Origin of the sequence: Spongiimicrobium salis (assembly GCF_043678055.1) — a bacterium.
Classification (GTDB): Bacteria; Bacteroidota; Bacteroidia; order Flavobacteriales; family Flavobacteriaceae; genus Spongiimicrobium; species Spongiimicrobium salis.
Window position 1 is genome coordinate 1024738 of sequence record NZ_JBHEQA010000001.1, and the last position, 20058, is coordinate 1044795.

Below are 20058 nucleotides of genomic sequence, written 5' to 3' on the forward strand. Positions count from 1 at the left end.
CAGTCTCTTGGAGTTAAAAATCTATTTTTTGTATATCCATGATATATCCTTTCTCCCTAATACGTTTACAATAGCTCCCATAGGCAGGGCATTTGTCAAGCCCAAATGGCCATATTCTACAAAAAAAATCCATCTGGCATATTTTTGGTATATTCTGGATGATCCATCAAACTTGTATTCATGAAAAATACCATCCTTAAGCTATATCTTCTATTCTGGCTTTCATTTGCCTCGTTTCTCCACGGGCAAACATCAACTTTGGATAGCTTGCATAAATTGACCAAAGGCGGCTCAGATATTGAAAATATCGACCATTATATGGAGCTCAGCAAGTATTATACGGATATCAACACAGAAAATTTAGACAGTGCACGATACTATGGAAATAAAGCACTAAAAATTAGTGAAATCCACAAAAACAACACCTCCAACAAATGGATAGACGCCCTGCACAATATGGGTTATGTGAACATCTATGAGGAAAATTTAGATGAGGCAAGGCGTTATATGGAAAAAGTATTGTCCGAATCGAAAAAAGTGAACTATCAGAAGGGCCTACGTAAAGGGTATCGGGGCATGGCCACAATACTATTGGATCAACAGGAGTATCTCGAAGGCCTACTTGCCTTTGAAAAGGCCTATGAGTTAACAAAGAAAAACAAAGAACCGGAAAATATAATTCTGGATCACGCCGTTGACCTGAGTACACAATATCAAATGTTGGGTTTTGAAAATGAAGCTTCCAAAATCTTGGTCGAAGCGATTGATCTCATAGATCACCCTTCCATTTCATTGGAAAGCAAAGGCATATTTTATGAAAATATGGGTGGGGTACAATGGGAGAACAATAAGTATGAAGCAGCCGTTCAAAACTTTCAAAAAGCCATAGCTTATTATAAAAAAGATAACAATCCGGCTTATCAGCTAATTCCAATGTCCAATGTAGGGTTTCTATACAATCAGATGGGAGAGCATCAAAAAGCCTTAGATATTTTTTTAGAAGTTTCAGAAAAGATTCATCTCATGCCCTATGCCCAAGGAGCACTTCAAGGAGGGTTGGCTTTTGCGCATAAAGAACTTAATCATCCAGACAAGGCCATATACCACTTTAAAAAATCCCTTGAATATTACAAAGAAGCTAATAATCTATACCTGCAAGGGGTTGCCATGGAGTATATTGGTATTATCCATAACGACAGAAATCGTTCACGGGAAGCCAAACCTTATTTTTCCGAGGCAGTTTCCCTATTTTTAGCTAGTATCCAAAAGAATAGTGAAAATGGGGTCAATCTTGGTGATATTAGTCAATCCTATCTAGGTTTGTATGAAATCGATTCTATTCAAGGAAACCATCAGAGTAGTATAGCACATTACAAAAACTATATCGTGTATCGAGACAGCCTGAATGCACAACAGAATGTGAAGATTACGGAACGCTTGGAATTTGCCCAAGAACGGGCGCAAAAAGATAAGGAAATATTGGAATTGGCCAATGTCAATGATCGACAGCGATATGAAGCCAAACAGCAACAAAACCTTCAGTTAAGTTTAATCATTGGTTTGGTATTAGTTTTTTCGCTACTGGCAGTGCTCTATAACCGATTTAGATTAAAAAAGAAAGCCTTCAAAATAATCAAGGAAAAAAACCAAGAGAACACTCTATTAATGCGTGAAATCCATCATCGGGTTAAAAACAATTTACAAATCATTCTCGGCCTACTGAGCGCTCAAACGGAAAGCCATAAGGACAATACGGCCCTCAAGGAGATTTTAGATGAAAGCAAAAACAGGATACAATCCATGGCCATTATCCATCAAAACCTCTATAAGGGCAACCAATTTGCCAAAGTACCCGTTAAACAATATTTAACCGAACTGATCGACAATATTGAAAAAAGTTTTGAGCGGCATAAAAAGGAAATCCAATTTGATATAGAAGTTGACTCTAGTGAAATACAAATGGGGCTGGCAGTACCTTTAGGGTTAATTGTGAACGAGCTCATCACCAATTGTTATAAGTATGCCTTTGCTCACACGGATATAGGCAACCATATCCGCCTCAACTTTAAACAAGTAGAAGGTTCCTCCCAGTTCAAACTATTGATTCGCGATAATGGAAAAGGACTACCGCCAAATTTTGATATGAAGGAGCTGTCCTCTTTTGGAATGCAATTGGTACAGGGATTGGTAGAACAGTTACACGGAAGAATAGAAGTGATTCAGGAAAAGGGAGCTGCTTTTCAAATCTATCTGGAAGAACCTATAGCTGCATAGCATGTAAAAATATCGATCGTCTCCTTGCTCTGGAACAAGCAATTTCATTAGCTAAAACAAGTTATTCCACGAATGAAATCTTATTTCACTGTTGTCTATCCGTACTGATCAGATAAATCATACTACGGTTAAAACTGTAGAAGTGTTGTTTTTTGTATTCACACCCCTAGCTATGATTTTTTGCAAAAACCCAATCGACTATGATATATTGTACGTCTACTGTATATAGTAGATTCCTCTTACTTGCAAAAAATCGTTTTTATTTCTAAGTTACTATATATCAATAAGTTACATATTTAACATTGTTTTGGCATGACTTTGGCCTTTTATAGGACAATAACCTCTTTAATACTATTCTATGTTAAACCTCATATTCAATTTCCGCACAAGAGCCATTGTCAATTACATGTTGGCTTTGTTCCTTTTAACATCGGCTCTTTATGATTTTTTATCGGATGTGATGATCCAATTTAATCTCTTCCTGGGCACATTGCTAATCGTTCTTACCAATATTACCGATTTCAAATACAGCCTATTTAAGCGCATAACAATTAGAACATATGGTCGTATTGAATTGAGTTTTGCCATAAGTCTTATTGTACTACCGGCGTTCTTTTTCTCCTATCTGGAAATCTTTGACATTGCCTTTTGCATAAGTCTTGGTGCTATTCTCATCCTATTGAATATCATTACAGATAAAACCAAAGAATACGATTATTCATTGACCTAAATGATGAAAAACCTATTTGAATTTTTAAATACAATCCTATGAAAAAATTTATTCAATTCGCTGCTCAGTATCTCATTGCAGCAGAGGGTAGTTTTTTACCATCGCACGGAAGTAGAGGTATTGCACTTCAGTTTTCGACAAATGAACATTGTCTGCATACAAGTCCATTTACCTTTAAAGGAGATATGCTGGTCTTCAATCATGATTTCTTCACCTTGGAATGGAGGTCTGATACGGGGGTAAGAGGAAAAATAGCATTGCACGAAAATCCACATTTTGAAATTGTACGATGGATAGAAATAATGGCTCTGGAAGCGGGTATTCAAGAAGCATATCGCTTTGACAAGTTTGGCTATTCTACAGCATCCAATACCATGGAATTTTTGAACAACATCTTGGATGCGCCAACAACCATAAACAAATTAACCGCCTAAATCATGTACCAAAGTCTCCAATTAGATACTTTGTAGGGCTCCTAAAAAACAACACTATGAAAAAAGATGAAATTAATATGGATGCCATGCTATATTTAGCTGCGCAGTATTTGGCCCAGGCTGGGAATAGTTTTTTGGAACCTCGACCAGATGGAAGTCAAGCAACCATTACTTTTTGCAAGCAAAACAATTGTTTACAAACCCAGCCTCTTACTGCTGCAGGAGATCGATTTTGTTTAAATTATGATTTTTCCCTACAATGGAAAAAAGAACATATAAAAAACAAGCCATTCTTCCTCCATGGCAAAACCCATAAAGAAGTTTTACAATGGATTAAAAATAGTGCGGAACAACTCCGTTTAGGCAAACCATATCAATACCTTCAAAACAAGGAATTCCCTTATGGCCCTATGACAAACGATTTCCAATTTTTACTTTTAGATAAGGCACGATTAGCTATGCTTGCCCAATATAGAAAGGCGGTCCGGGAAATATTGGACGAAATTATGGAGAAGTACCAAATCAATATGGAAGTAGCCATATGGCCACAAGATTTCAATACTTCCGCCTTTGCATTACTGAATTCCAAAACGGACATCACCCTTAGTTTTGGAATGACAACCCCCAAACCTCATATAAAAAATAGTAGTCATCATCTATTTATGACCGCGTGGCACGGCTTGGAAAACGTATCTACCCACAATTTTCCTGCCTTAAGCGTTGGAAAATGGTCCTCTGAAGAAAATAAAGGTGCCGTGGTATCCTTACAAGAGGTCAACAAACAGGAAATGATCAATTTCTTTGAGGAGACCATTTATATCTATAAAAACCAATTTTATCTAGATGTAGGCTAAAACGAGATAGTAGAAAGATTTGTTTAATTAAGTTTGAGTTAGATTGATTCGGAAACAGGGGAATCGCTTCGGTGGTTCTCCTGTTTTGTTGTTATAAAAATATATACGCTAAACTATACTCGCGCTATACCAATTTAGTTGAATTTCCAGCACTATTGACCAGAGAAACTGCAGTCCTAGACGAGCTAGTCGTTCTTTTCGTAACATACCAAATAACAGTTCCTACAGCTTCCGATTTGGCGAACACCCATACTAAAAAGTATTCCATTTTAATACCCCCGACCAATGATCTCTTCTTTGATCTCTTTTATGCCCAAGGGCAATTTTGGTATTCTCATACTGCATATGGTATAATTCCTAAATATGGGATACTACTACAATAACACCTATTAACATATCATACATAACATATTGATTATCATGTATTTATAATATTTGTGGTTTTTGGCATGATAGTTACTTTATAGTTTTCAATATTAAAAAAATAACTATGTCAACATCACAAAGAGAATTAAATCCTGAGCAGTGGATCCCCAACTATTATGATTACCTATACAACTATACCAGAAAAAGAGTGAATAGCCCATATGTCATTGAAGAGTTAATTCAAGAAACACTGTTATCGGGCTTAAAGTCTATGAAAAATTATAAAAGTCTGGCCACTGAACGCACATGGTTACTCTGTATTTTAAAAAACAAGATCATTGACTATTACAGAAGTAAAAACACTAAAAAGGGAATGGTTGAGAAGCATATGATTTCCAAGGAAGATTATAAAGAATTATACAATAGGGAACTAGCGGATGATTATTGTTTTGATTTTTCATATCAGAACTTGTATCCTTCATCAGATATCGAAGACATGGTCATTAAATATCTGGAGACCATCCCAAAAAAACAAGCGCAGGTTTTTAAGATGAGGGTATTCGATGACTTTGCAACCGAAACCATTTGCGAAAAACTAGAAATTTCCAAGGACAACGCTTGGAGTTTAATGTGGAAAGCAAAAACAAATCTATCCATTGGTCTAAAAGGCAGATTAAACTAGCCCGTTCGAATCCAAGTCATTATGAAAACAACGATCTCTTTTATTCGTAAAAGTCGCCTAGAAATCTGGGCAAAATTAGATGATTACAGCATTTATCATATTCAGTATTAATTTTTAAACGTGCACTATGCAAGATTCCTTAACAAGAAAGTTGACCCCGGAACATTGGGTATCACGATACCATCATTATTTCCTTAACTATGTTCGCAGTAGGGTTTCCAGCGAATATGAAGCGGAAGAAATTGTTCAAGAAACATTTTTATCCGCTCTAAAATCCATCGAGAATTATAGAAAAAAAGCTTCCGAAAAAACTTGGTTATTATCTATTCTAAGGCATAAAATTATAGACTACTACAGAAAAGGAAATACCATGAATGGGGCCACGGAAAAATATATGATTTCCCATGAGGACTATAAAGAAATATATCATGCTGAATTCGGAGACCCCTCTTTTTTCTCAAAAGATTATATTGAAAAAGAAAGCTATCTGGAGTTAAAGAGCAAAGTTCTTCTTAACCTAAAAAGACTTCCCTATAAGCAATCCGAAGTGTTTAAAATGAAAGTTTTCAATGAATTTGAAACAGACACCATCTGTGAAAAACTAAATATTTCGCGTGATTATGCTTGGGTTCTTATGTGCAGAGCAAAAAAACAACTTTCTTCATCCTTACGCGAAGAATTTGTGTGAGATAGCGAAATCAAGCCAAAATAAAAAAGACCAATATGGATCTATTTAGAAAACTACTTGGGAAAAAGCCTGCTGACGAAAAATTGATTTTTGAAAAAGTCAATCCATATATGGGCATTGAAATCACCAACTTGGATGACATTACCAAAATCACCCCAAATCAATTCCTAGAAATTAAAGAAATGATTTCCTGGGCCCAATTGATCGTCCTTAGAGGTAAAAGAAAATGGACGGAACAAGAACAAACCAATTTCACTCAAAATCTGGGAACCTTGGAATTGCCTATAACCTACTCTGTTCCTTCTTCCCAAATTTTCGAGGAAAAAGAAAAGAGAACTTTTGTCAAGGAATCCGGACATATGTGGCATTCAGATCGATCTTATCATCAAAACCCATCACATTTAAGCATATTTCAAATGGTTGAAATTCCTAAGAATGGCACTACCACCAGTTTTATTTCCCTAATTGAAAGTTATAATGACTTGTCTGAAACGGCTAAGGTAGAATGGAATCGCTATTACACAGAATACGCCAACAGTGTTATACATCCCATTCTTTGGCAACACCCTTTTAATGGTAAAAACACGATTTATTTCGATTTTGGATTTGTATCTATTATGACCGATACCTGCCAAACAAACTCCTTACCCTTGAAAAAAGCAAATGCGATTTTAAACCAATTGAATACTATATTTTCCAATCAACCCTCTATTTATGAACATCAATGGAATACAGGAGATATCCTCATTGTTGACAATTACGCCGCCGCCCATAAATCGGACATCGCATTGAACAATCCATCGGACACCAGAGTATTGCTAAGAACAACGACCAAGGGCATTTATTTTTAGGATAGCTGCGAATTTTGAAGGTTAAATACAACTGTAAAAACACTTCTATACTTAACTTCATTTGTGTTAAAAGTGTGTTTATTTAAGACTAAAAAATCTGAAAACACCCCTTGATTCTTAAAAAATCCGTTGAAATGCACTTTTTACGCACAATCACAACAATTATGAGCGCTATACATACAAATAATGACTTTAATGCTCAAAAAAAAGATATGTTACAAAATAAATGCTAATTTTAAGTATTGCTAAACCATTAAAGAACCTTTTGATTTTTGCTTTTTCAGAACCTCAAATGAGGTATTCTGTATTGAAAAACAAAAAAGATATTGTTCTTAGACCATTGGAGCTATCCGATTTCTGAAGAAGAAAAGTAAACGTATAATTCAAGCATTGTGACACAACCAATACCACATATACAAGGTAAAATATTTATTGTTGAAGATGAATTTGTTATTGCCCAGGATTTAAGGCGTATCCTCACAGATTTAGGTTATGCGGTGATGGGTATGGCCAAATCGGCTGATGAAGCTTTGGAAAAAATCGCTAAGGAAGATGCCGACCTTGTATTGTTGGATATTAATATTATTGGCGATAAAAACGGGATAGATCTTGCAAAAATTATCAAAAAACGCTTTGGCATTCCCTACATCTTTGTCACTTCCTATTCGGATACGGGTACCTTAAAAGAAATGAATGCCACAAATCCCTCTGGTTATATCCTAAAACCTTTTGATCAGCGAGATATCCGCGTGGCGGTGGAAATGGCCTTCGCCAAAATGAATCAAAATATTGTATCCGAGGATAATCCAAAGAGAAAAAGTCAGGCACCCTTGGAAAAAGGCCCCATCATCTTAGGAGATAGTCCTCCTTTAAAAGCTGCACTTAAGAAAGTGGCCCAAGTAAGTTGCACCAATGTAACTGTCCTCCTAAATGGTGAAACAGGTACAGGAAAGGAATTATTCATGCAAGCTATTCACCAGGCTTCGCCGAGAAATACAAAGCCTCTTGTTAAAATCAACTGTGCGGCCTTGCCCAATGAATTGATAGAATCTGTTCTTTTTGGTCATGAAAAAGGGAGTTTCACGGGAGCTTCGGAAAAAAGAATAGGTAAGTTTGAATTGGCCGATAACGGTACTATTTTTTTAGATGAAATTGGGGAACTGCCCCTATCCAGTCAAGCCAAACTACTTCGTTGCCTTCAGGAAAAAGAAATAGAAACCGTTGGTGGACAACAGACCAAAAAAATTGATGTGCGCATTATTGCCGCAACGAATAGGGATCTGGCCGAAGAGGTAGAAAAAGGAACATTTAGGGCTGATTTATATTTCAGATTGAATATTTTTCCCATCCGCATTCCTCCGTTAAGAGAACGTATGGAAGACATTATTCCTTTGGCAAACCATTTTCTGGAATTAACGGCAGCTCAAATGAACAAGAGCGTCCAGACCATTTCCAAACAAACCGTAAAGAGTTTTTGCAACTATGGTTGGCCAGGAAATGTTAGAGAATTGCAACACTGTATTGAAAGAGGGGTAATCTTGGCAGAAGGCGAAGAATTATCCGTAGATGTGGGCCAATGTTCCAAACAAGAGAAAAACGCTGTACAAAACGAATTTGAACTGAAGTCCTTAGAGGAAATGGAAAGGGAACAGATCATCCATACCCTTCAATACTGTAATGGAAAGGTACGAGGCAAAGGGGGAGCTGCCGAAATTCTGAAGTTACACCCCAATACGCTGGATTTTAGAATAAAAAAATTGGGCATTACCAAAACTAAGGATTACAAGGTCATGTAATTCTTTCATGATATCTCGGGAAAAGTCTTTCCATTAAAACGTAGCAATTCACTGAGGGTTTCAACATTCTATTTTCTTTATGTAACTACTGGGCGTATCCTGAAGTATGGCCTTAAATGCTTTATTGAATGTAGATTTTGAATTAAACCCTACTTCCATAGAAAGAAATAAAAGGGTATGCCGCTTATGTTCTTTCGCCTCTACTTTCTCCAAAAAAGCTTTTATGCGATAGGTATTTATATAATCATAAAAATTGCTTTGGTACACATTGTTCAACAACCAGGAAAGATCGTTCGTCGTAGTGTTCAATTGAATAGAAAGCTCTCTTAGCGTAAGTTCATTGTTCAAGTATATCTTATCTGTTTCGATCAAGGTTTCCAATTTCTCTTTCAAGTGCTCTATTTCAGGTTCATTCAAACGGGCTTTAGCGGGAGGTCCTGTCTTAGGTTGGGGCACGGCAACTCTGAAAATTTCGGGCTGTTTCAACGCATAGTAGCCAATTCCGTATATAAGAATTGGAATTCCGATCCAGACGGCATTATAATTGAAGTAGGTATGTCGATACTTAAAAAAGTAGATACTGACAAAACCAATACTCCATGCCAAAAGAATACCTCCAATACCAATTAAAGTTCCCTTCACAAAGGGAATGGCTTTTTGTGTAAAGGACAATTGTTCCTTTTCGTTTCTCATATAATTTCGCACTACCCCTAGACACAACATCCAATACCCAATATTAAAAATCAAGGCCAGCGTTTCTACAATAAAAAAGATGAAGTCGAATTCACCTGATGCTCCACGACGAGCGAATTCCTCCATGGGAAGTTGGTTCAAGTACAATAAATAAAGAAAATATATCCCTGCAGGAATATAGTGCCACCAGGGACAACGAAACTGTTCTTGCCCTTGTATCAACAGTCTCTTGAGATACATATATCCCAAAGGACCAAAAATAAAAATAAGGCTTTCCCCAAAAATAAACCACTGTACCGCTTCTCCCCCTTTCACCTTATAAAGTCCCATTTTACAGAGCAAAAGAATACAGGCCAATCCTAATTGCAAGGCCAAAACAGCGTTGGCCTTGGTATTTTTTTGATGCACTATAGGAAGCGTAATAGCCAAAAAAACACCTTGTGCAATGCCTAGGAGCAACACAATATCCATAAAAGTGAAGCTGTTCATGAATCTACCGAATTATACCCAAATGTAAGGGTTTAGGAGGCTTCTATTCGACCGTTTGTATACAAAACAACTCAAATAAGCCAATATATTCTTTCTATTTTTAAAATAAAGGTCTTCAGGAAAACGTAAATTTGCAATCATCTTTTTTTTTATGAAAGTATTACATGTAGATCGCAACCATCCCCTTCTCATTGCGCAATTTGAAACTTTAGGGTTTCAGAATGACAAGGATTATACCAGTTCCAAGGAAGAAATCATCGCCAAAATTGACCAATACGACGGTATCATTATCCGAAGCCGCTTTTCTTTGGATGCCGAATTTTTAGATCGGGCCACGCGCTTAAAATTCATTGGCAGGCTTGGGGCAGGTCTCGAAAATATTGACACAACCTATGCAAAAAACCGAGGGATTTATTTGGCCGCAGCCCCTGAAGGAAATCGGAATGCCGTTGGGGAACATACTTTAGGAATGCTATTGTCCCTTTTCAATAAATTGAACAAATCGGATCGGGAAGTGCGTCAGGGCATATGGGACCGGGAAGGCAATCGCGGGATAGAGCTAGATGGCAAAACCGTAGGTATTATTGGTTATGGAAATATGGGCAAAGCCTTTGCTAAAAAACTTCGTGGCTTTGAGGTGGATGTTATCTGTTATGATATTGTAGGTGGTGTAGGCGATGAAAGTGCAAGACAAGTAGGCATTTTAGAATTACAGCAACGTTCGGATATCATTAGTCTGCATGTACCCCAAACTTCTTTGACCATGAATATGGTGGATGATGCATTCATCAATGCCTTTCAAAAGCCTTTTTGGTTATTCAATACGGCAAGAGGAAAATGTGTAGTGACTACAGCTTTGGTTACAGCGCTGCAATCGGGCAAGATACTGGGAGCAGGATTGGATGTGCTGGAATATGAAAAATCTTCCTTTGAGCACCTTTTCAGAGATCAAGAATTACCCGAAGCATTTCAATATCTTATTAAAGCAGAAAATGTCTTATTATCTCCGCATGTAGGTGGCTGGACGGTTGAAAGCAAAGAAAAATTGGCGCAAACCATAGTTGACAAAATCAAAGCTAGATTTTGCTAACTTTAAACAGTGAAAAAAACAATTTTTATTTTTTCGGCCTTGATTATTGCGCTTTTGGCATTGTTCCAATTAAGTCAATACACCTATATTTCCGGAGATCTTTCCATAGAAATAGTCATTTCTGGTATAGCAATCATCTTTTTTTTTATTGGTGTTTATTTAAACAAAAGAAGTCTTCATAGAAAAACACCTTCAAACGCTGCATCCGTTGATCATGAAAAAATAGCACAATTGGGATTGAGCAAGCGGGAATACGAAGTCTTAGTGGAAATTTCAAAAGGCCTGTCCAATAAAGAAATTGCCGAAACCTTATTTATATCAGAAAGCACGGTGAAAACCCATGTTTCCAATATTTTGATCAAGTTGGATGCCAAACGTCGAACTCAGGCGATCAAAATTGCCAAAACCCTGGCCATAATCCCATTATAAGTTGATTTTGTACTAAAGTAGTAGCAGTATGGTACTTTAGTATGAGTACTTTTTGTGCTTCAAAATCTACATTTGTTAAAAATCTTTAACTTTATAATGATGCAAAAAACAATACTAAAATACGGGAGTTATTCCTTGATTACTGCGGCCCTATTGTTCCTGGCAGCACTGGTCCTGGGAAAAGAATTGGATTATACTACCCAGGCAGCTTTGGGGTATCTCAGTATGGTCACCTGTCTCATTTTTGTCTACTTTGGAATAAAACACTATAGGGACAAAGAAAACAATGGAGTCGTTTCCTTTGGAAGGGCCTTATCTATTGGTTTATTGATTTCTGTCTTCGCCGGAATCGGTTTTGGTTGTATCGATTACCTCTATACTACAGTTATCAATCCCGATTTTATGAAAAATTATATAGAAGCCAGCGGAGAGGCAGATATGCCCGAATACAGCAGTTTTTCCTTGGCCGCGGTGATGTTCATGACCGTTTTCGTAATCGGCTTCATTATTTCCCTGATCTCCTCTTTAATATTACAACGTAAAACTCCATCATAATGCAATACAAAGCAGATTCACCAGAAGATTACATTTCACAATTGCCCGAAGAAAGGCAGGAACCTATGCGCACCTTAAGAAGTACTATCCTTAAAAACTTGCCCGAAGGATTTGAAGAAACCATGAGTTATGGCATGATCGGTTATGTTGTGCCACATTCGCGTTATCCAGAGGGGTATCACTGTAAACCGGAAACACCCCTACCATTTATAAATATTGCTTCCCAAAAAAATTTTATCGCCCTGTACCACTCCGGAGTATACGCAAAGAAAGCATTATTGGACTGGTTCGTGGGCGAATACCCCAAATACGTAAAAACAAAATTGGATATGGGGAAAAGCTGTGTCCGTTTTAAGAAAGTGGAAACTATTCCCTATGAACTCATTGCCGAACTTTGCACAAAGATGACCGTTGAGGAATGGATAACTATCTATGAAAATGCAATCAAAAAAAAATAATCAAATGAAAAATAGAGTAACAGGACTTGGAGGGTTTTTCTTTAAAACGAAGAACCCGGATCAAATTAAGCAATGGTACAAAGAACGACTAGGTATCCCTACGGATCAATACGGATGGACCTTTTGGTGGAAAGATAAAGAGGGTAACGACTGCAGTACCCAATGGAGTCCCTTTAAAGAAGACACTACCTATTTTGCGCCCAGTGACAAGCAATTTATGATGAATTTTAGAGTAGAAAACCTCGTAGCGTTGTTGCAGGCCCTAAAAGAAGAAGGTGTGACCATTGTGGGCGAAATAGAAGAGTATGACTATGGAAAGTTTGGTTGGATCTTGGACCCTGAAGGGAATAAACTAGAGCTTTGGGAACCCATCGACAAAGCTTTTCTATAAAAGAAGGAGGTCATTAATGATCATAAGAGAGGTTCGGGCTATGGTCCTGGACCTCTTTTTTGATGTTAACACCCCCGATTAAAATCCTTCTGTAGGAATAGCTATTCTTCAATTGCAATGATGTTAATTAAGTTTTATTTAACAGTCTAAAGATTACTTTTTAATCTAAAATTATCTACATTAATTATAGATTTAAATCCTTATATATCGTTTCGTTCTAGGCAAAAAAGAAGATTTTGTCAAGCGGTAGCGCTTATATAATCTCCGCGGTATTGTAGTATTTCGTTGTACACGATTCAAGTTATTTTAACCTTAAAAACACGATGACATGAAAAAAGCCGTCAAAATCTTATCCATTTTTTCTTTGGTTTTTATATTTCTTTCTTGCGAAAAAGAAACGGAAGAACCCATACCCTTAGTCCAGGAGAATCCTAAAGCAGTTTCCCTAACCGTACGATCTCAAACTGGAGTCTGCCCAGATATACAGGGAGACCCAAGTCCTATTCAATTTATAGGTGAAACTAGAACTTATACCGTAAATACAAGTTCTCCCAAACAATGGTCCGTAGTTTCCGGTAACTTTCAAATTCTAGGTTCCAGTACACAAAATAGTGTCACCGTACAATTCAATAGTGGATTTACTGGTGGTATCCTGCGTGTATTTATTAATAATCCCGGAGGACAAACAGATTGTACCATCGATTTGGACATTTTTGCCCAAGGGGGAGGCCCCATAATTGTAGATTGTAGTAATCCAGGGCCGCCAACACCATCCCCAATATTCTCAGACTTTGCACCTCCAGTACCAGCTGGCTACGTCATGAACAATTTAGGGGGAAATGAAATTTGTACGACCACCATTGCCAATATCCTTTCTGTACCTTTTGATCCCTGTGATACATACACTTGGTCCATAAGTCCAAGCGGACCAGGTATCGCCTTTATTGCTCCATCGGGCAATGAAGCTGTGGTCGGAATTTCACAACCTGGAAGATATCGGGTAATCTTGGTAACCTCTAACAATTCAGGTTCTCGTACAGAATTGTTCCTTCTAAATGCATCTAACTGCGATGGCCCAGGAGGAGGCGGTGGGTTTTTCTAAAGACCACCCACCAATAAAACCTAGACCCTAGTCATAGATTGCCATAATAACACGAAAGCCATTGCGTACAGTCAATGGCTTTCTTTATTTCTTAAATTCACAGCGCAGGTTAACACAAGGCTTCTTTCAAATGAAAGTTGTTCATTTCTATCATTGGTAAATAATTATTACATTTATAACTCAAATTAACCAACAAAAAATCAAATAATTATGTCAGACGAAGAAAAGAACGATTTAGGTGAAAAGGCTAAAGATGCCGCAAATGATTTTGCAGAAGGCGCCAAAGAAACTGCAAATGATTTTGCAGATGGAGTAAAAGATGCCTTTAATACCGATAGTGGAGATAACAAAAAAATCCTTGCAGGAATACTGGCCATACTGTTTGGATGGCTAGGCATACACAAATTTATATTGGGGTATACAAAAGAAGGTGCAATTATGGCGGTAGTTGGCGTAGTGGGTTGGTTTCTCTGTGGCATTCCAACAGCAATTGTTTCCGTTATTGGTATAATTGAAGGCATTATGTACCTAACCAAATCTGATGAAGAGTTCTACAATACATACCAAGCAGGGCAAAAGCCTTGGTTCTAAAACACAATCAAAAAAGTCAAATTTTATGCATTTGGCTTTTTTATTTCAATTGTTCATCGTAATATTGCAATATAAATATATATCAAATATGGGCGCCTCTAAAACGCACATCTTTACCGATGCACAAAATAGCTTGGCCATTGCCGCCAAAGTACTGGCCCATCCGGCCAGAATCGCCATTTTACAATACATCAGTACACAAGAGCAATGTATTTGCAATGATCTTGTTGATGTGATAGGCCTGGCCCAACCTACTATTTCCCAACATCTCAATGAAATAAAAAAAATTGGCCTTCTAAAGGGTACTTATGAAGGAAAAAACCTGTGTTATTGCATTGATAAGGAAAACTGGGAAGCCTTACATCAATCTTTTAATGCCTTATTTAAAAATATAAATCAAAATTGTTGTTAGTATGAAAACTATAGAATTTTTAGACTTGTTAAAAGAACAATCCGACAAAAGTTTGCTATTTGAATATCAGGAAGGGAAATTTGTGGGAGCCAATTATCATATCACTGAAATTAAGAACATTACCATAGATTCCGTGGATTGCGGAGCGGGCACTGATTATTGGAAGGAAACCATTATTCAATTATGGGAAAGTCCAGAGGAAAAGGAGAAGCAGGAATTCATGTCTACCTACAAAGCCCTTGGCATCCTAAATAAAGTAGATCGCGTAAAAACCATGGTAAAGGAAGCTGAAGTGAAATTTGAGTATAGCAACTCCCATTTTCATACCGCACAGCTTTTTGTGAACGACTATGTATTGCACAATGATCAACTTATCTTGAAATTGGGGGTTCAGAAAACAGATTGCAAGGCCAAAGAAGCCTGTGGCATAACTATGGTAAGTACGGCTGAGGCCAATGCCTGTGCCCCTGGCAGTGGTTGTTGCTAAATAATTTATTATGATTGTTAGAGCAATGAATCCTGCCGATTGGCCTCAAGTATCCCAAATATATGAAGAGGGGATAGTAACAGGTATTGCCACCTTTGAGACCGAAGTTCCTTCCTACGAACAATGGGATGGAAGTCATCTTGAAGTAGGACGTCTCGTTGCTGTTCATCAGGCAAAAATTGCAGGTTGGTGCGCTCTTTCCCCAGTATCCAGTAGATGCGTTTATGAAGGTGTAGCAGAAGTCAGTGTGTATATTGCACGATCAAGTCGCGGTATAGGTATTGGCAAATTGCTCCTAAAACAACTGATTCAATCCAGTGAAGAAGCTGGTTTTTGGACCTTGCAATCCGGCATCTTTCCAGAAAATATGGCCAGTATTGTTTTACACGAAGATATGGGGTTCCGCTATTTGGGGCGTCGTGAAAAAATTGCCAAATGTAGGGGAATCTGGCAAGACAATTTAATCTTTGAACGTAGGAGTACCGCTGTTGGAATTGATTGACCAAAACTTTAGTATACATTAGAATTCAATCCTATAAACAACTTAATTCACAATGAAAAACGTATTAGTGCTATGTACAGGAAACTCCTGTAGAAGTCAGATGGCCCATGGCTACCTCAACACCTTTCAACAAGACAAAGCCGCTATTTATAGTGCCGGCATAGAAACCCATGGCCTAAACCCAGGAGCTTTAGCCATTATGAAGGAGGATGGTATAGATATATCCCATCATACCTCCAATCATGTAGACGAATATAGCGATATTGATTTTGACTTTATCATTACGGTCTGTGATCACGCGAATGAAAACTGCCCTTATATTCCATCGAAAAACGCAGAACGCATTCATCATAATTTCTTTGATCCTTCCAAAGTTGTGGGTACGGATAGCGAAAAGCATGCTGCTTTTTTAAAGGCTAGGGAAGAAATCAAAGCATTTTTCAGTGATTTTGTAGCGCAAAAATTAAATTAATTGCCCTCTTAAGGACTTTAAATACAATGGGAATACTATAGACGCCCTATGGTGTTCCCTTTTTACCCTTAGGAACTACGAAATGCCATTTCTTAATTTATTAGAAGGCCCATGCGCCGTTGTTTTAGTCTATGGCATAATTTAGAGGCAACATATCCCCTACCCGTAAACGCCCCATCTCTCCACCAAAAAATACATTTTGAACTGGGGTATGATTCCCGTATTGATCAATAAAAAAAGTGCTGTTCACCACTTTGATCAGGGATTGCTGTCTATTGTTGTACAATAGGGAAAGTTCATCTTCACCCTGAACCACCTTAGTCAAATCTTTTACCGATTCTAGGGCAAAGGCATCGTAATATCCTATTTGTGTGCGTCCTTTGAAAACTTTGAATTTTTCTTCCTCCAACTCCTTTTTGGAAAGTGCCCGCATGAAATGGAGCACCGATCCTAAATAGGTCTTCTCCCGATTCTTCTGATATCTGCGCCTTACTTTTTCTTTTTTTTCCGAAAATAAAACGGTTCCGGCGTTATAACTGGATAAAACGTATTCCAAACCAGAACCTATACTAAAGTGTACTTCAAAGTCATGAAGTTCATAGGCAATATCATAGCCCAAATAGTTATTTCGTATGCGTATAGGGGCTTTGGCATAAGCGTACAATACCTTTTCCTCTTTATTGAAGTACAATCGGATATCCTTTTCGTTGCGGATTTTACATTGTAGGGCGGCTGCGGTTTTTCCTAAAAACTCCCTCCTAAAAATATTCAATTTTTTCTCCCTGCTCCACGTATCGGGCTCCAATACCACCTCATCGAGGGCCACGGCTTTTTCTTTTAACAAAACCGTTCCCAAATCGCCAGAATTGGATATTAAAAAGGTCTGGGATTCAAAACCGATAAAACTAATGACTAAAGGTGTTGTAAGTGTTTTGGTCGAACGAATAGTAAATTTGCCTTCTTGATCCGTAATAGTACCAATCGTGGTGCCATCATAGAAGACTGAAACACCTTCCAAAGGCTCTTGGCTAAGGGCATCCACCACTAGGCCAGTAACATTCACTTGAGCTTGTACGCATGTGCCGATCAATACGAAGAAAAACCACAGTCGTCCCATTGCCTGCGCATTTAGAGTTTTCGTTCCAATTCTGCTTGAAATTCTTCCATCACCGGTTTCACCGTACTCTCTGGTAAATCCGCTATTCGGATATACATCAATCCATCCACGGAATTATTAAACAGTGGATCAACATTAAACGCCACAACCTTGGCGTTTTGCTTAATATACTTTTTGATCAATACCGGCAAGCGTAGACTTCCCGGTTCTACTTCATCGATCAATTTATCGAACTTGTTCAAATCAGCTTGGGCCGCATCAAAAACAAATTCTTTATCCGCATCTTTCAACTGTACCTTAAATTCCTTTTTTGGCCGAATATACTGGGCCACATAGGGATCCCAATAATTAGACTTCATAAACTCGATCATCAGGGACTTGGAGAAATTGGAAAATTGATTGCTGATGCTTACTCCCCCTATAAGATATTTATGTTCTGGATGCCGGAGGGTGGTATGTACAATTCCTTTCCATAGCAGGAACAAAGGCATAGGTTTCTGTTGGTACTCCTTGACAATATAGGCTCTTCCCATTTCAATGGACTGACTCATCATCCCGTACAATTCTGGTTCCACACGAAATAAATCCTGAAGATAAAACCCATCTATTCCATACTTTTCAAAAATATCCGCTCCCATTCCCATGCGATAGGCGCCTACCACGGTTTTTGCTTCACTATCCCAGAGAAACAAATGATGATAGTAGGCATCAAAGACATCCAAATCAATTGAATTATTGGTCCCTTCCCCGATTGCCCTGAAGGTTACCTCCCGTTGTCGTCCAATTTCTTTAAGGATATAAGGCATCTGATTTTCTTTCGCCAGAAATACCTCGTAGTTTTTACTTTGCAACAGTCTACAGTCTTTTTCACGTAGACTGATAATCTCCCCCTCCAAGACCTTTTTGGCGATAGGGGTTACAATTTTCTTTGGCGCCTTTGGAAATTTAAGGGTCGTTGGCACCTTATCGATCAAACGCTCCTTGACATATACTTTGGAAAGGATATAGGTTTTCTTTCGCAAAAGTTCCGTGAAATCGGCCAAGGTTTTTTGTTCTTTTTGGAGTTTTACAGATATGGGTTGCCCAATTCTCACTTTAATGGGGCGATTGCGCTGTGTAGTGATCTCCGAAGGCAGTTTCGCGGTCCTGAAGACATCGCTAATTTTGGACAATCTATAAAAAAGTCGACTATTTTTTGCGTGGAAATAAATAGGGATGACGGGCACTTCGGCTTTGCGAATCAATTTCAATGCCGCTTCCTCCCAAGGCTTATCCACAATGAGTTTACCGTCGCGATAAGTAGACACTTCCCCAGCAGGAAAAATACCTAAGGGATGTCCTTCCTTTAAATGCAACATTGCACTCTTAAAGCCCGCAATGCTACTTTTTACATCCTTCCGGTTTTCAAAAGGGTTCACTGGCATAATATAGGGTGCAATGGGTTCAATGCGATTCAGGAGGAAATTGGCCATGATCTTAAAATCAGAGCGATGTTCCAGTAAAAGTTTTAGGAGTAGTATTCCATCTACCCCTCCTAAGGGATGATTGGAAATCGTAATATAGGCGCCATCTTTGGGCAATCGTTTAAAATCTTCTTCCGGTACTTCAAACTTAATTTCATAATAATCCAAAATAGCATCCAAAAATGCGACTTCTTCAAGGTGTTTATGCTTATCGTAAAAGCTATTGATACTGGAAATTTTTGTAACCTTCATCAACATCCATCCTATAAAAGTGCCAATAAATCCGTATTTATCGAGATGAATAGCCTTTGCTACTTCCTTTGAGGTTACTAAACCCATAGTCTAATTTAAGTTTATCTAAATGTAAATATAAAAAAATCCCTAAGCTAGCAGTAAAAAACCTATTTATCATAGAATATGAACAATTCAAATGGGTTCTTTTTGTGCTTTCCCAGTGGTATTCTTTCAGGCCAGATACGCCATTAATCCAAGCTAGGAATCTTTACTTGGAGACTGTTAAGAAATAAATCGATCATGGGTTTATCCGCTGCTACAAAATCTTCGCTCAACAACATGGTAATTACAATAATGCCCTGATCTTTATGCCCATATGTAGCTACGGTATATACCTCTTTTTCTCCTTTGTACGTCAAGATAGCTTCAACACCCTCTAATTGTTGACCTCCCTGCAATTCTTTTTTAAAGGTTTTTTGTTCCATAGTATAGCCATAGGAGATACTTTCCTTGGTAATTTCGCTCAACATGAATTGCGTAAGACTACTGGGATTCATGTTCTCATATTTTTGAACAATAAAACCATTCCCTGTCGACTTCAAAATCATGCATTGGGCAATGCCTTTCTCAATTGCTGTATTGGAGACGCTATTGGATTTGTCATATTTAAAGGAAATCATCTCATCGCTATAAGTGAGAATGTTGGGTTGAACAATCTTAAGGCTAACTTCCTCTCCAGAAGGAGTAGTGTAGGCATAATCTTGGTCTAAAGCTACTTTCAGGGAATCTTTATTAATGACAAGGATATAATTGCCTTTTTCCTGGCCCATTATGACTTCTGTGGTGAACAATAGCAATAGCGCTGCAAATAGTATTCTCATAAGGTTTGGTTTATATG

The 20058-nt window shown here is 37.9% G+C and carries 23 protein-coding genes; 19 read left to right on the top strand and 4 right to left on the bottom strand.

The window, feature by feature from the left end; all coding sequences use genetic code 11:
- Positions 1-180: 180 nt before the first annotated feature.
- From ACEXOE_RS04700 to ACEXOE_RS04735, 8 genes are all read left to right on the top strand, one after another.
- Positions 181-2274 carry a histidine kinase dimerization/phosphoacceptor domain -containing protein gene (locus ACEXOE_RS04700; protein ID WP_394747574.1) on the top strand — a complete coding sequence of 698 codons (2094 nt, stop codon included), beginning with the start codon at positions 181-183 and terminating at the stop codon, positions 2272-2274.
- A 358-nt stretch (positions 2275-2632) separates the two neighbouring features.
- On the top strand, positions 2633-3004 hold the full coding sequence (locus tag ACEXOE_RS04705) for a hypothetical protein (protein ID WP_394747575.1): 372 nt from the start codon (positions 2633-2635) through the stop codon (positions 3002-3004).
- A 38-nt stretch (positions 3005-3042) separates the two neighbouring features.
- Positions 3043-3438, top strand: coding sequence for a hypothetical protein (locus ACEXOE_RS04710; protein ID WP_394747576.1), 396 nt, complete (start codon positions 3043-3045; stop codon positions 3436-3438).
- Positions 3439-3494: 56 nt separating this feature from the next.
- Entirely contained in the window at positions 3495-4292 is a 798-nt protein-coding gene (locus ACEXOE_RS04715) for a hypothetical protein (RefSeq protein WP_394747577.1), read from the top strand.
- Between the two features lie 490 nt (positions 4293-4782).
- Complete coding sequence (locus tag ACEXOE_RS04720) at positions 4783-5340, top strand: RNA polymerase sigma factor (protein ID WP_394747578.1); 558 nt, start codon at positions 4783-4785, stop codon at positions 5338-5340.
- A gap of 127 nt (positions 5341-5467) precedes the next feature.
- Complete coding sequence (locus ACEXOE_RS04725) at positions 5468-6028, top strand: RNA polymerase sigma factor (RefSeq protein ID WP_394747579.1); 561 nt, start codon at positions 5468-5470, stop codon at positions 6026-6028.
- A gap of 35 nt (positions 6029-6063) precedes the next feature.
- Complete coding sequence (locus tag ACEXOE_RS04730; protein WP_394747580.1) at positions 6064-6879, top strand: TauD/TfdA dioxygenase family protein; 816 nt, start codon at positions 6064-6066, stop codon at positions 6877-6879.
- Between the two features lie 392 nt (positions 6880-7271).
- Positions 7272-8675, top strand: a complete 1404-nt coding sequence (locus tag ACEXOE_RS04735) for a sigma-54-dependent transcriptional regulator (RefSeq protein WP_394747581.1) — start codon at positions 7272-7274, stop codon at positions 8673-8675.
- Positions 8676-8735: 60 nt separating this feature from the next.
- Here the strand turns inward: ACEXOE_RS04735 and ACEXOE_RS04740 are convergent, their stop codons facing one another.
- Positions 8736-9857, bottom strand: a complete 1122-nt coding sequence (locus ACEXOE_RS04740) for a helix-turn-helix domain-containing protein (RefSeq protein ID WP_394747582.1) — start codon at positions 9855-9857, stop codon at positions 8736-8738.
- Positions 9858-10008: 151 nt separating this feature from the next.
- On the opposite strand from ACEXOE_RS04740, the gene ACEXOE_RS04745 reads away from it, so the two are divergent.
- From ACEXOE_RS04745 to ACEXOE_RS04795, 11 genes are all read left to right on the top strand, one after another.
- Positions 10009-10947, top strand: a complete 939-nt coding sequence (locus ACEXOE_RS04745) for a 2-hydroxyacid dehydrogenase (protein ID WP_394747583.1) — start codon at positions 10009-10011, stop codon at positions 10945-10947.
- Positions 10948-10956: 9 nt separating this feature from the next.
- Positions 10957-11376, top strand: coding sequence for a response regulator transcription factor (locus ACEXOE_RS04750; protein WP_394747584.1), 420 nt, complete (start codon positions 10957-10959; stop codon positions 11374-11376).
- Positions 11377-11472: 96 nt separating this feature from the next.
- A complete protein-coding gene (locus ACEXOE_RS04755) occupies positions 11473-11931 on the top strand; it encodes a DUF4199 domain-containing protein (RefSeq protein ID WP_394747585.1) in 459 nt (152 codons plus the stop codon).
- Positions 11931-12389 (top strand): DUF1801 domain-containing protein, encoded by a 459-nt coding sequence (locus tag ACEXOE_RS04760; RefSeq protein ID WP_394747586.1) that lies wholly within the window; start codon positions 11931-11933, stop codon positions 12387-12389. Before ACEXOE_RS04755 ends, ACEXOE_RS04760 begins: the two co-directional genes overlap by 1 nt.
- A 4-nt stretch (positions 12390-12393) precedes the next feature.
- On the top strand, positions 12394-12780 hold the full coding sequence (locus ACEXOE_RS04765; protein WP_394747587.1) for a VOC family protein: 387 nt from the start codon (positions 12394-12396) through the stop codon (positions 12778-12780).
- A gap of 328 nt (positions 12781-13108) precedes the next feature.
- The gene (locus ACEXOE_RS04770; protein ID WP_394747588.1) at positions 13109-13882 is read left to right on the top strand and encodes a hypothetical protein; all 774 of its coding nucleotides are present in this window, start codon (positions 13109-13111) and stop codon (positions 13880-13882) included.
- 210 nt (positions 13883-14092) lie between these two features.
- A complete protein-coding gene (locus tag ACEXOE_RS04775; protein WP_394747589.1) occupies positions 14093-14473 on the top strand; it encodes a TM2 domain-containing protein in 381 nt (126 codons plus the stop codon).
- 88 nt (positions 14474-14561) lie between these two features.
- The gene (locus ACEXOE_RS04780) at positions 14562-14885 is read left to right on the top strand and encodes an ArsR/SmtB family transcription factor (protein ID WP_394747590.1); all 324 of its coding nucleotides are present in this window, start codon (positions 14562-14564) and stop codon (positions 14883-14885) included.
- A 1-nt stretch (position 14886) separates the two neighbouring features.
- Complete coding sequence (locus tag ACEXOE_RS04785) at positions 14887-15372, top strand: DUF6428 family protein (RefSeq protein ID WP_394747591.1); 486 nt, start codon at positions 14887-14889, stop codon at positions 15370-15372.
- Between the two features lie 10 nt (positions 15373-15382).
- Entirely contained in the window at positions 15383-15874 is a 492-nt protein-coding gene (locus ACEXOE_RS04790; RefSeq protein ID WP_394747592.1) for a GNAT family N-acetyltransferase, read from the top strand.
- A gap of 52 nt (positions 15875-15926) precedes the next feature.
- Entirely contained in the window at positions 15927-16346 is a 420-nt protein-coding gene (locus ACEXOE_RS04795; RefSeq protein WP_394747593.1) for an arsenate reductase ArsC, read from the top strand.
- Positions 16347-16470: 124 nt separating this feature from the next.
- Here ACEXOE_RS04795 and ACEXOE_RS04800 read toward each other — a convergent pair whose 3' ends face one another.
- The 3 genes from ACEXOE_RS04800 to ACEXOE_RS04810 all read right to left on the bottom strand — a co-directional run bounded on the left by ACEXOE_RS04800 (position 16471) and on the right by ACEXOE_RS04810 (position 20041).
- Entirely contained in the window at positions 16471-17463 is a 993-nt protein-coding gene (locus ACEXOE_RS04800) for a carboxypeptidase-like regulatory domain-containing protein (protein WP_394747594.1), read from the bottom strand.
- An 11-nt stretch (positions 17464-17474) separates the two neighbouring features.
- Positions 17475-19265, bottom strand: coding sequence for a GNAT family N-acyltransferase (locus tag ACEXOE_RS04805; RefSeq protein ID WP_394747595.1), 1791 nt, complete (start codon positions 19263-19265; stop codon positions 17475-17477).
- A gap of 143 nt (positions 19266-19408) precedes the next feature.
- Positions 19409-20041 (bottom strand): hypothetical protein, encoded by a 633-nt coding sequence (locus ACEXOE_RS04810; protein ID WP_394747596.1) that lies wholly within the window; start codon positions 20039-20041, stop codon positions 19409-19411.
- Positions 20042-20058 lie beyond the last annotated feature (17 nt).

What these genes read in the sequence shown, in the direction of transcription:
- ACEXOE_RS04700 (WP_394747574.1), top strand. Translation starts at nt 181, where the DNA reads ATGAAAAATACCATCCTTAAGCTATATCTTCTATTCTGGCTTTCATTT.
- ACEXOE_RS04705 (WP_394747575.1), top strand. Translation starts at nt 2,633, where the DNA reads ATGTTAAACCTCATATTCAATTTCCGCACAAGAGCCATTGTCAATTAC.
- ACEXOE_RS04710 (WP_394747576.1), top strand. Translation starts at nt 3,043, where the DNA reads ATGAAAAAATTTATTCAATTCGCTGCTCAGTATCTCATTGCAGCAGAG.
- ACEXOE_RS04715 (WP_394747577.1), top strand. Translation starts at nt 3,495, where the DNA reads ATGAAAAAAGATGAAATTAATATGGATGCCATGCTATATTTAGCTGCG.
- ACEXOE_RS04720 (WP_394747578.1), top strand. Translation starts at nt 4,783, where the DNA reads ATGTCAACATCACAAAGAGAATTAAATCCTGAGCAGTGGATCCCCAAC.
- ACEXOE_RS04725 (WP_394747579.1), top strand. Translation starts at nt 5,468, where the DNA reads ATGCAAGATTCCTTAACAAGAAAGTTGACCCCGGAACATTGGGTATCA.
- ACEXOE_RS04730 (WP_394747580.1), top strand. Translation starts at nt 6,064, where the DNA reads ATGGATCTATTTAGAAAACTACTTGGGAAAAAGCCTGCTGACGAAAAA.
- ACEXOE_RS04740 (WP_394747582.1), bottom strand. Translation starts at nt 9,857, where the DNA reads ATGAACAGCTTCACTTTTATGGATATTGTGTTGCTCCTAGGCATTGCA.
- ACEXOE_RS04745 (WP_394747583.1), top strand. Translation starts at nt 10,009, where the DNA reads ATGAAAGTATTACATGTAGATCGCAACCATCCCCTTCTCATTGCGCAA.
- ACEXOE_RS04755 (WP_394747585.1), top strand. Translation starts at nt 11,473, where the DNA reads ATGATGCAAAAAACAATACTAAAATACGGGAGTTATTCCTTGATTACT.
- ACEXOE_RS04760 (WP_394747586.1), top strand. Translation starts at nt 11,931, where the DNA reads ATGCAATACAAAGCAGATTCACCAGAAGATTACATTTCACAATTGCCC.
- ACEXOE_RS04765 (WP_394747587.1), top strand. Translation starts at nt 12,394, where the DNA reads ATGAAAAATAGAGTAACAGGACTTGGAGGGTTTTTCTTTAAAACGAAG.
- ACEXOE_RS04770 (WP_394747588.1), top strand. Translation starts at nt 13,109, where the DNA reads ATGAAAAAAGCCGTCAAAATCTTATCCATTTTTTCTTTGGTTTTTATA.
- ACEXOE_RS04775 (WP_394747589.1), top strand. Translation starts at nt 14,093, where the DNA reads ATGTCAGACGAAGAAAAGAACGATTTAGGTGAAAAGGCTAAAGATGCC.
- ACEXOE_RS04780 (WP_394747590.1), top strand. Translation starts at nt 14,562, where the DNA reads ATGGGCGCCTCTAAAACGCACATCTTTACCGATGCACAAAATAGCTTG.
- ACEXOE_RS04785 (WP_394747591.1), top strand. Translation starts at nt 14,887, where the DNA reads ATGAAAACTATAGAATTTTTAGACTTGTTAAAAGAACAATCCGACAAA.
- ACEXOE_RS04790 (WP_394747592.1), top strand. Translation starts at nt 15,383, where the DNA reads ATGATTGTTAGAGCAATGAATCCTGCCGATTGGCCTCAAGTATCCCAA.
- ACEXOE_RS04795 (WP_394747593.1), top strand. Translation starts at nt 15,927, where the DNA reads ATGAAAAACGTATTAGTGCTATGTACAGGAAACTCCTGTAGAAGTCAG.
- ACEXOE_RS04800 (WP_394747594.1), bottom strand. Translation starts at nt 17,463, where the DNA reads ATGGGACGACTGTGGTTTTTCTTCGTATTGATCGGCACATGCGTACAA.
- ACEXOE_RS04805 (WP_394747595.1), bottom strand. Translation starts at nt 19,265, where the DNA reads ATGGGTTTAGTAACCTCAAAGGAAGTAGCAAAGGCTATTCATCTCGAT.
- ACEXOE_RS04810 (WP_394747596.1), bottom strand. Translation starts at nt 20,041, where the DNA reads ATGAGAATACTATTTGCAGCGCTATTGCTATTGTTCACCACAGAAGTC.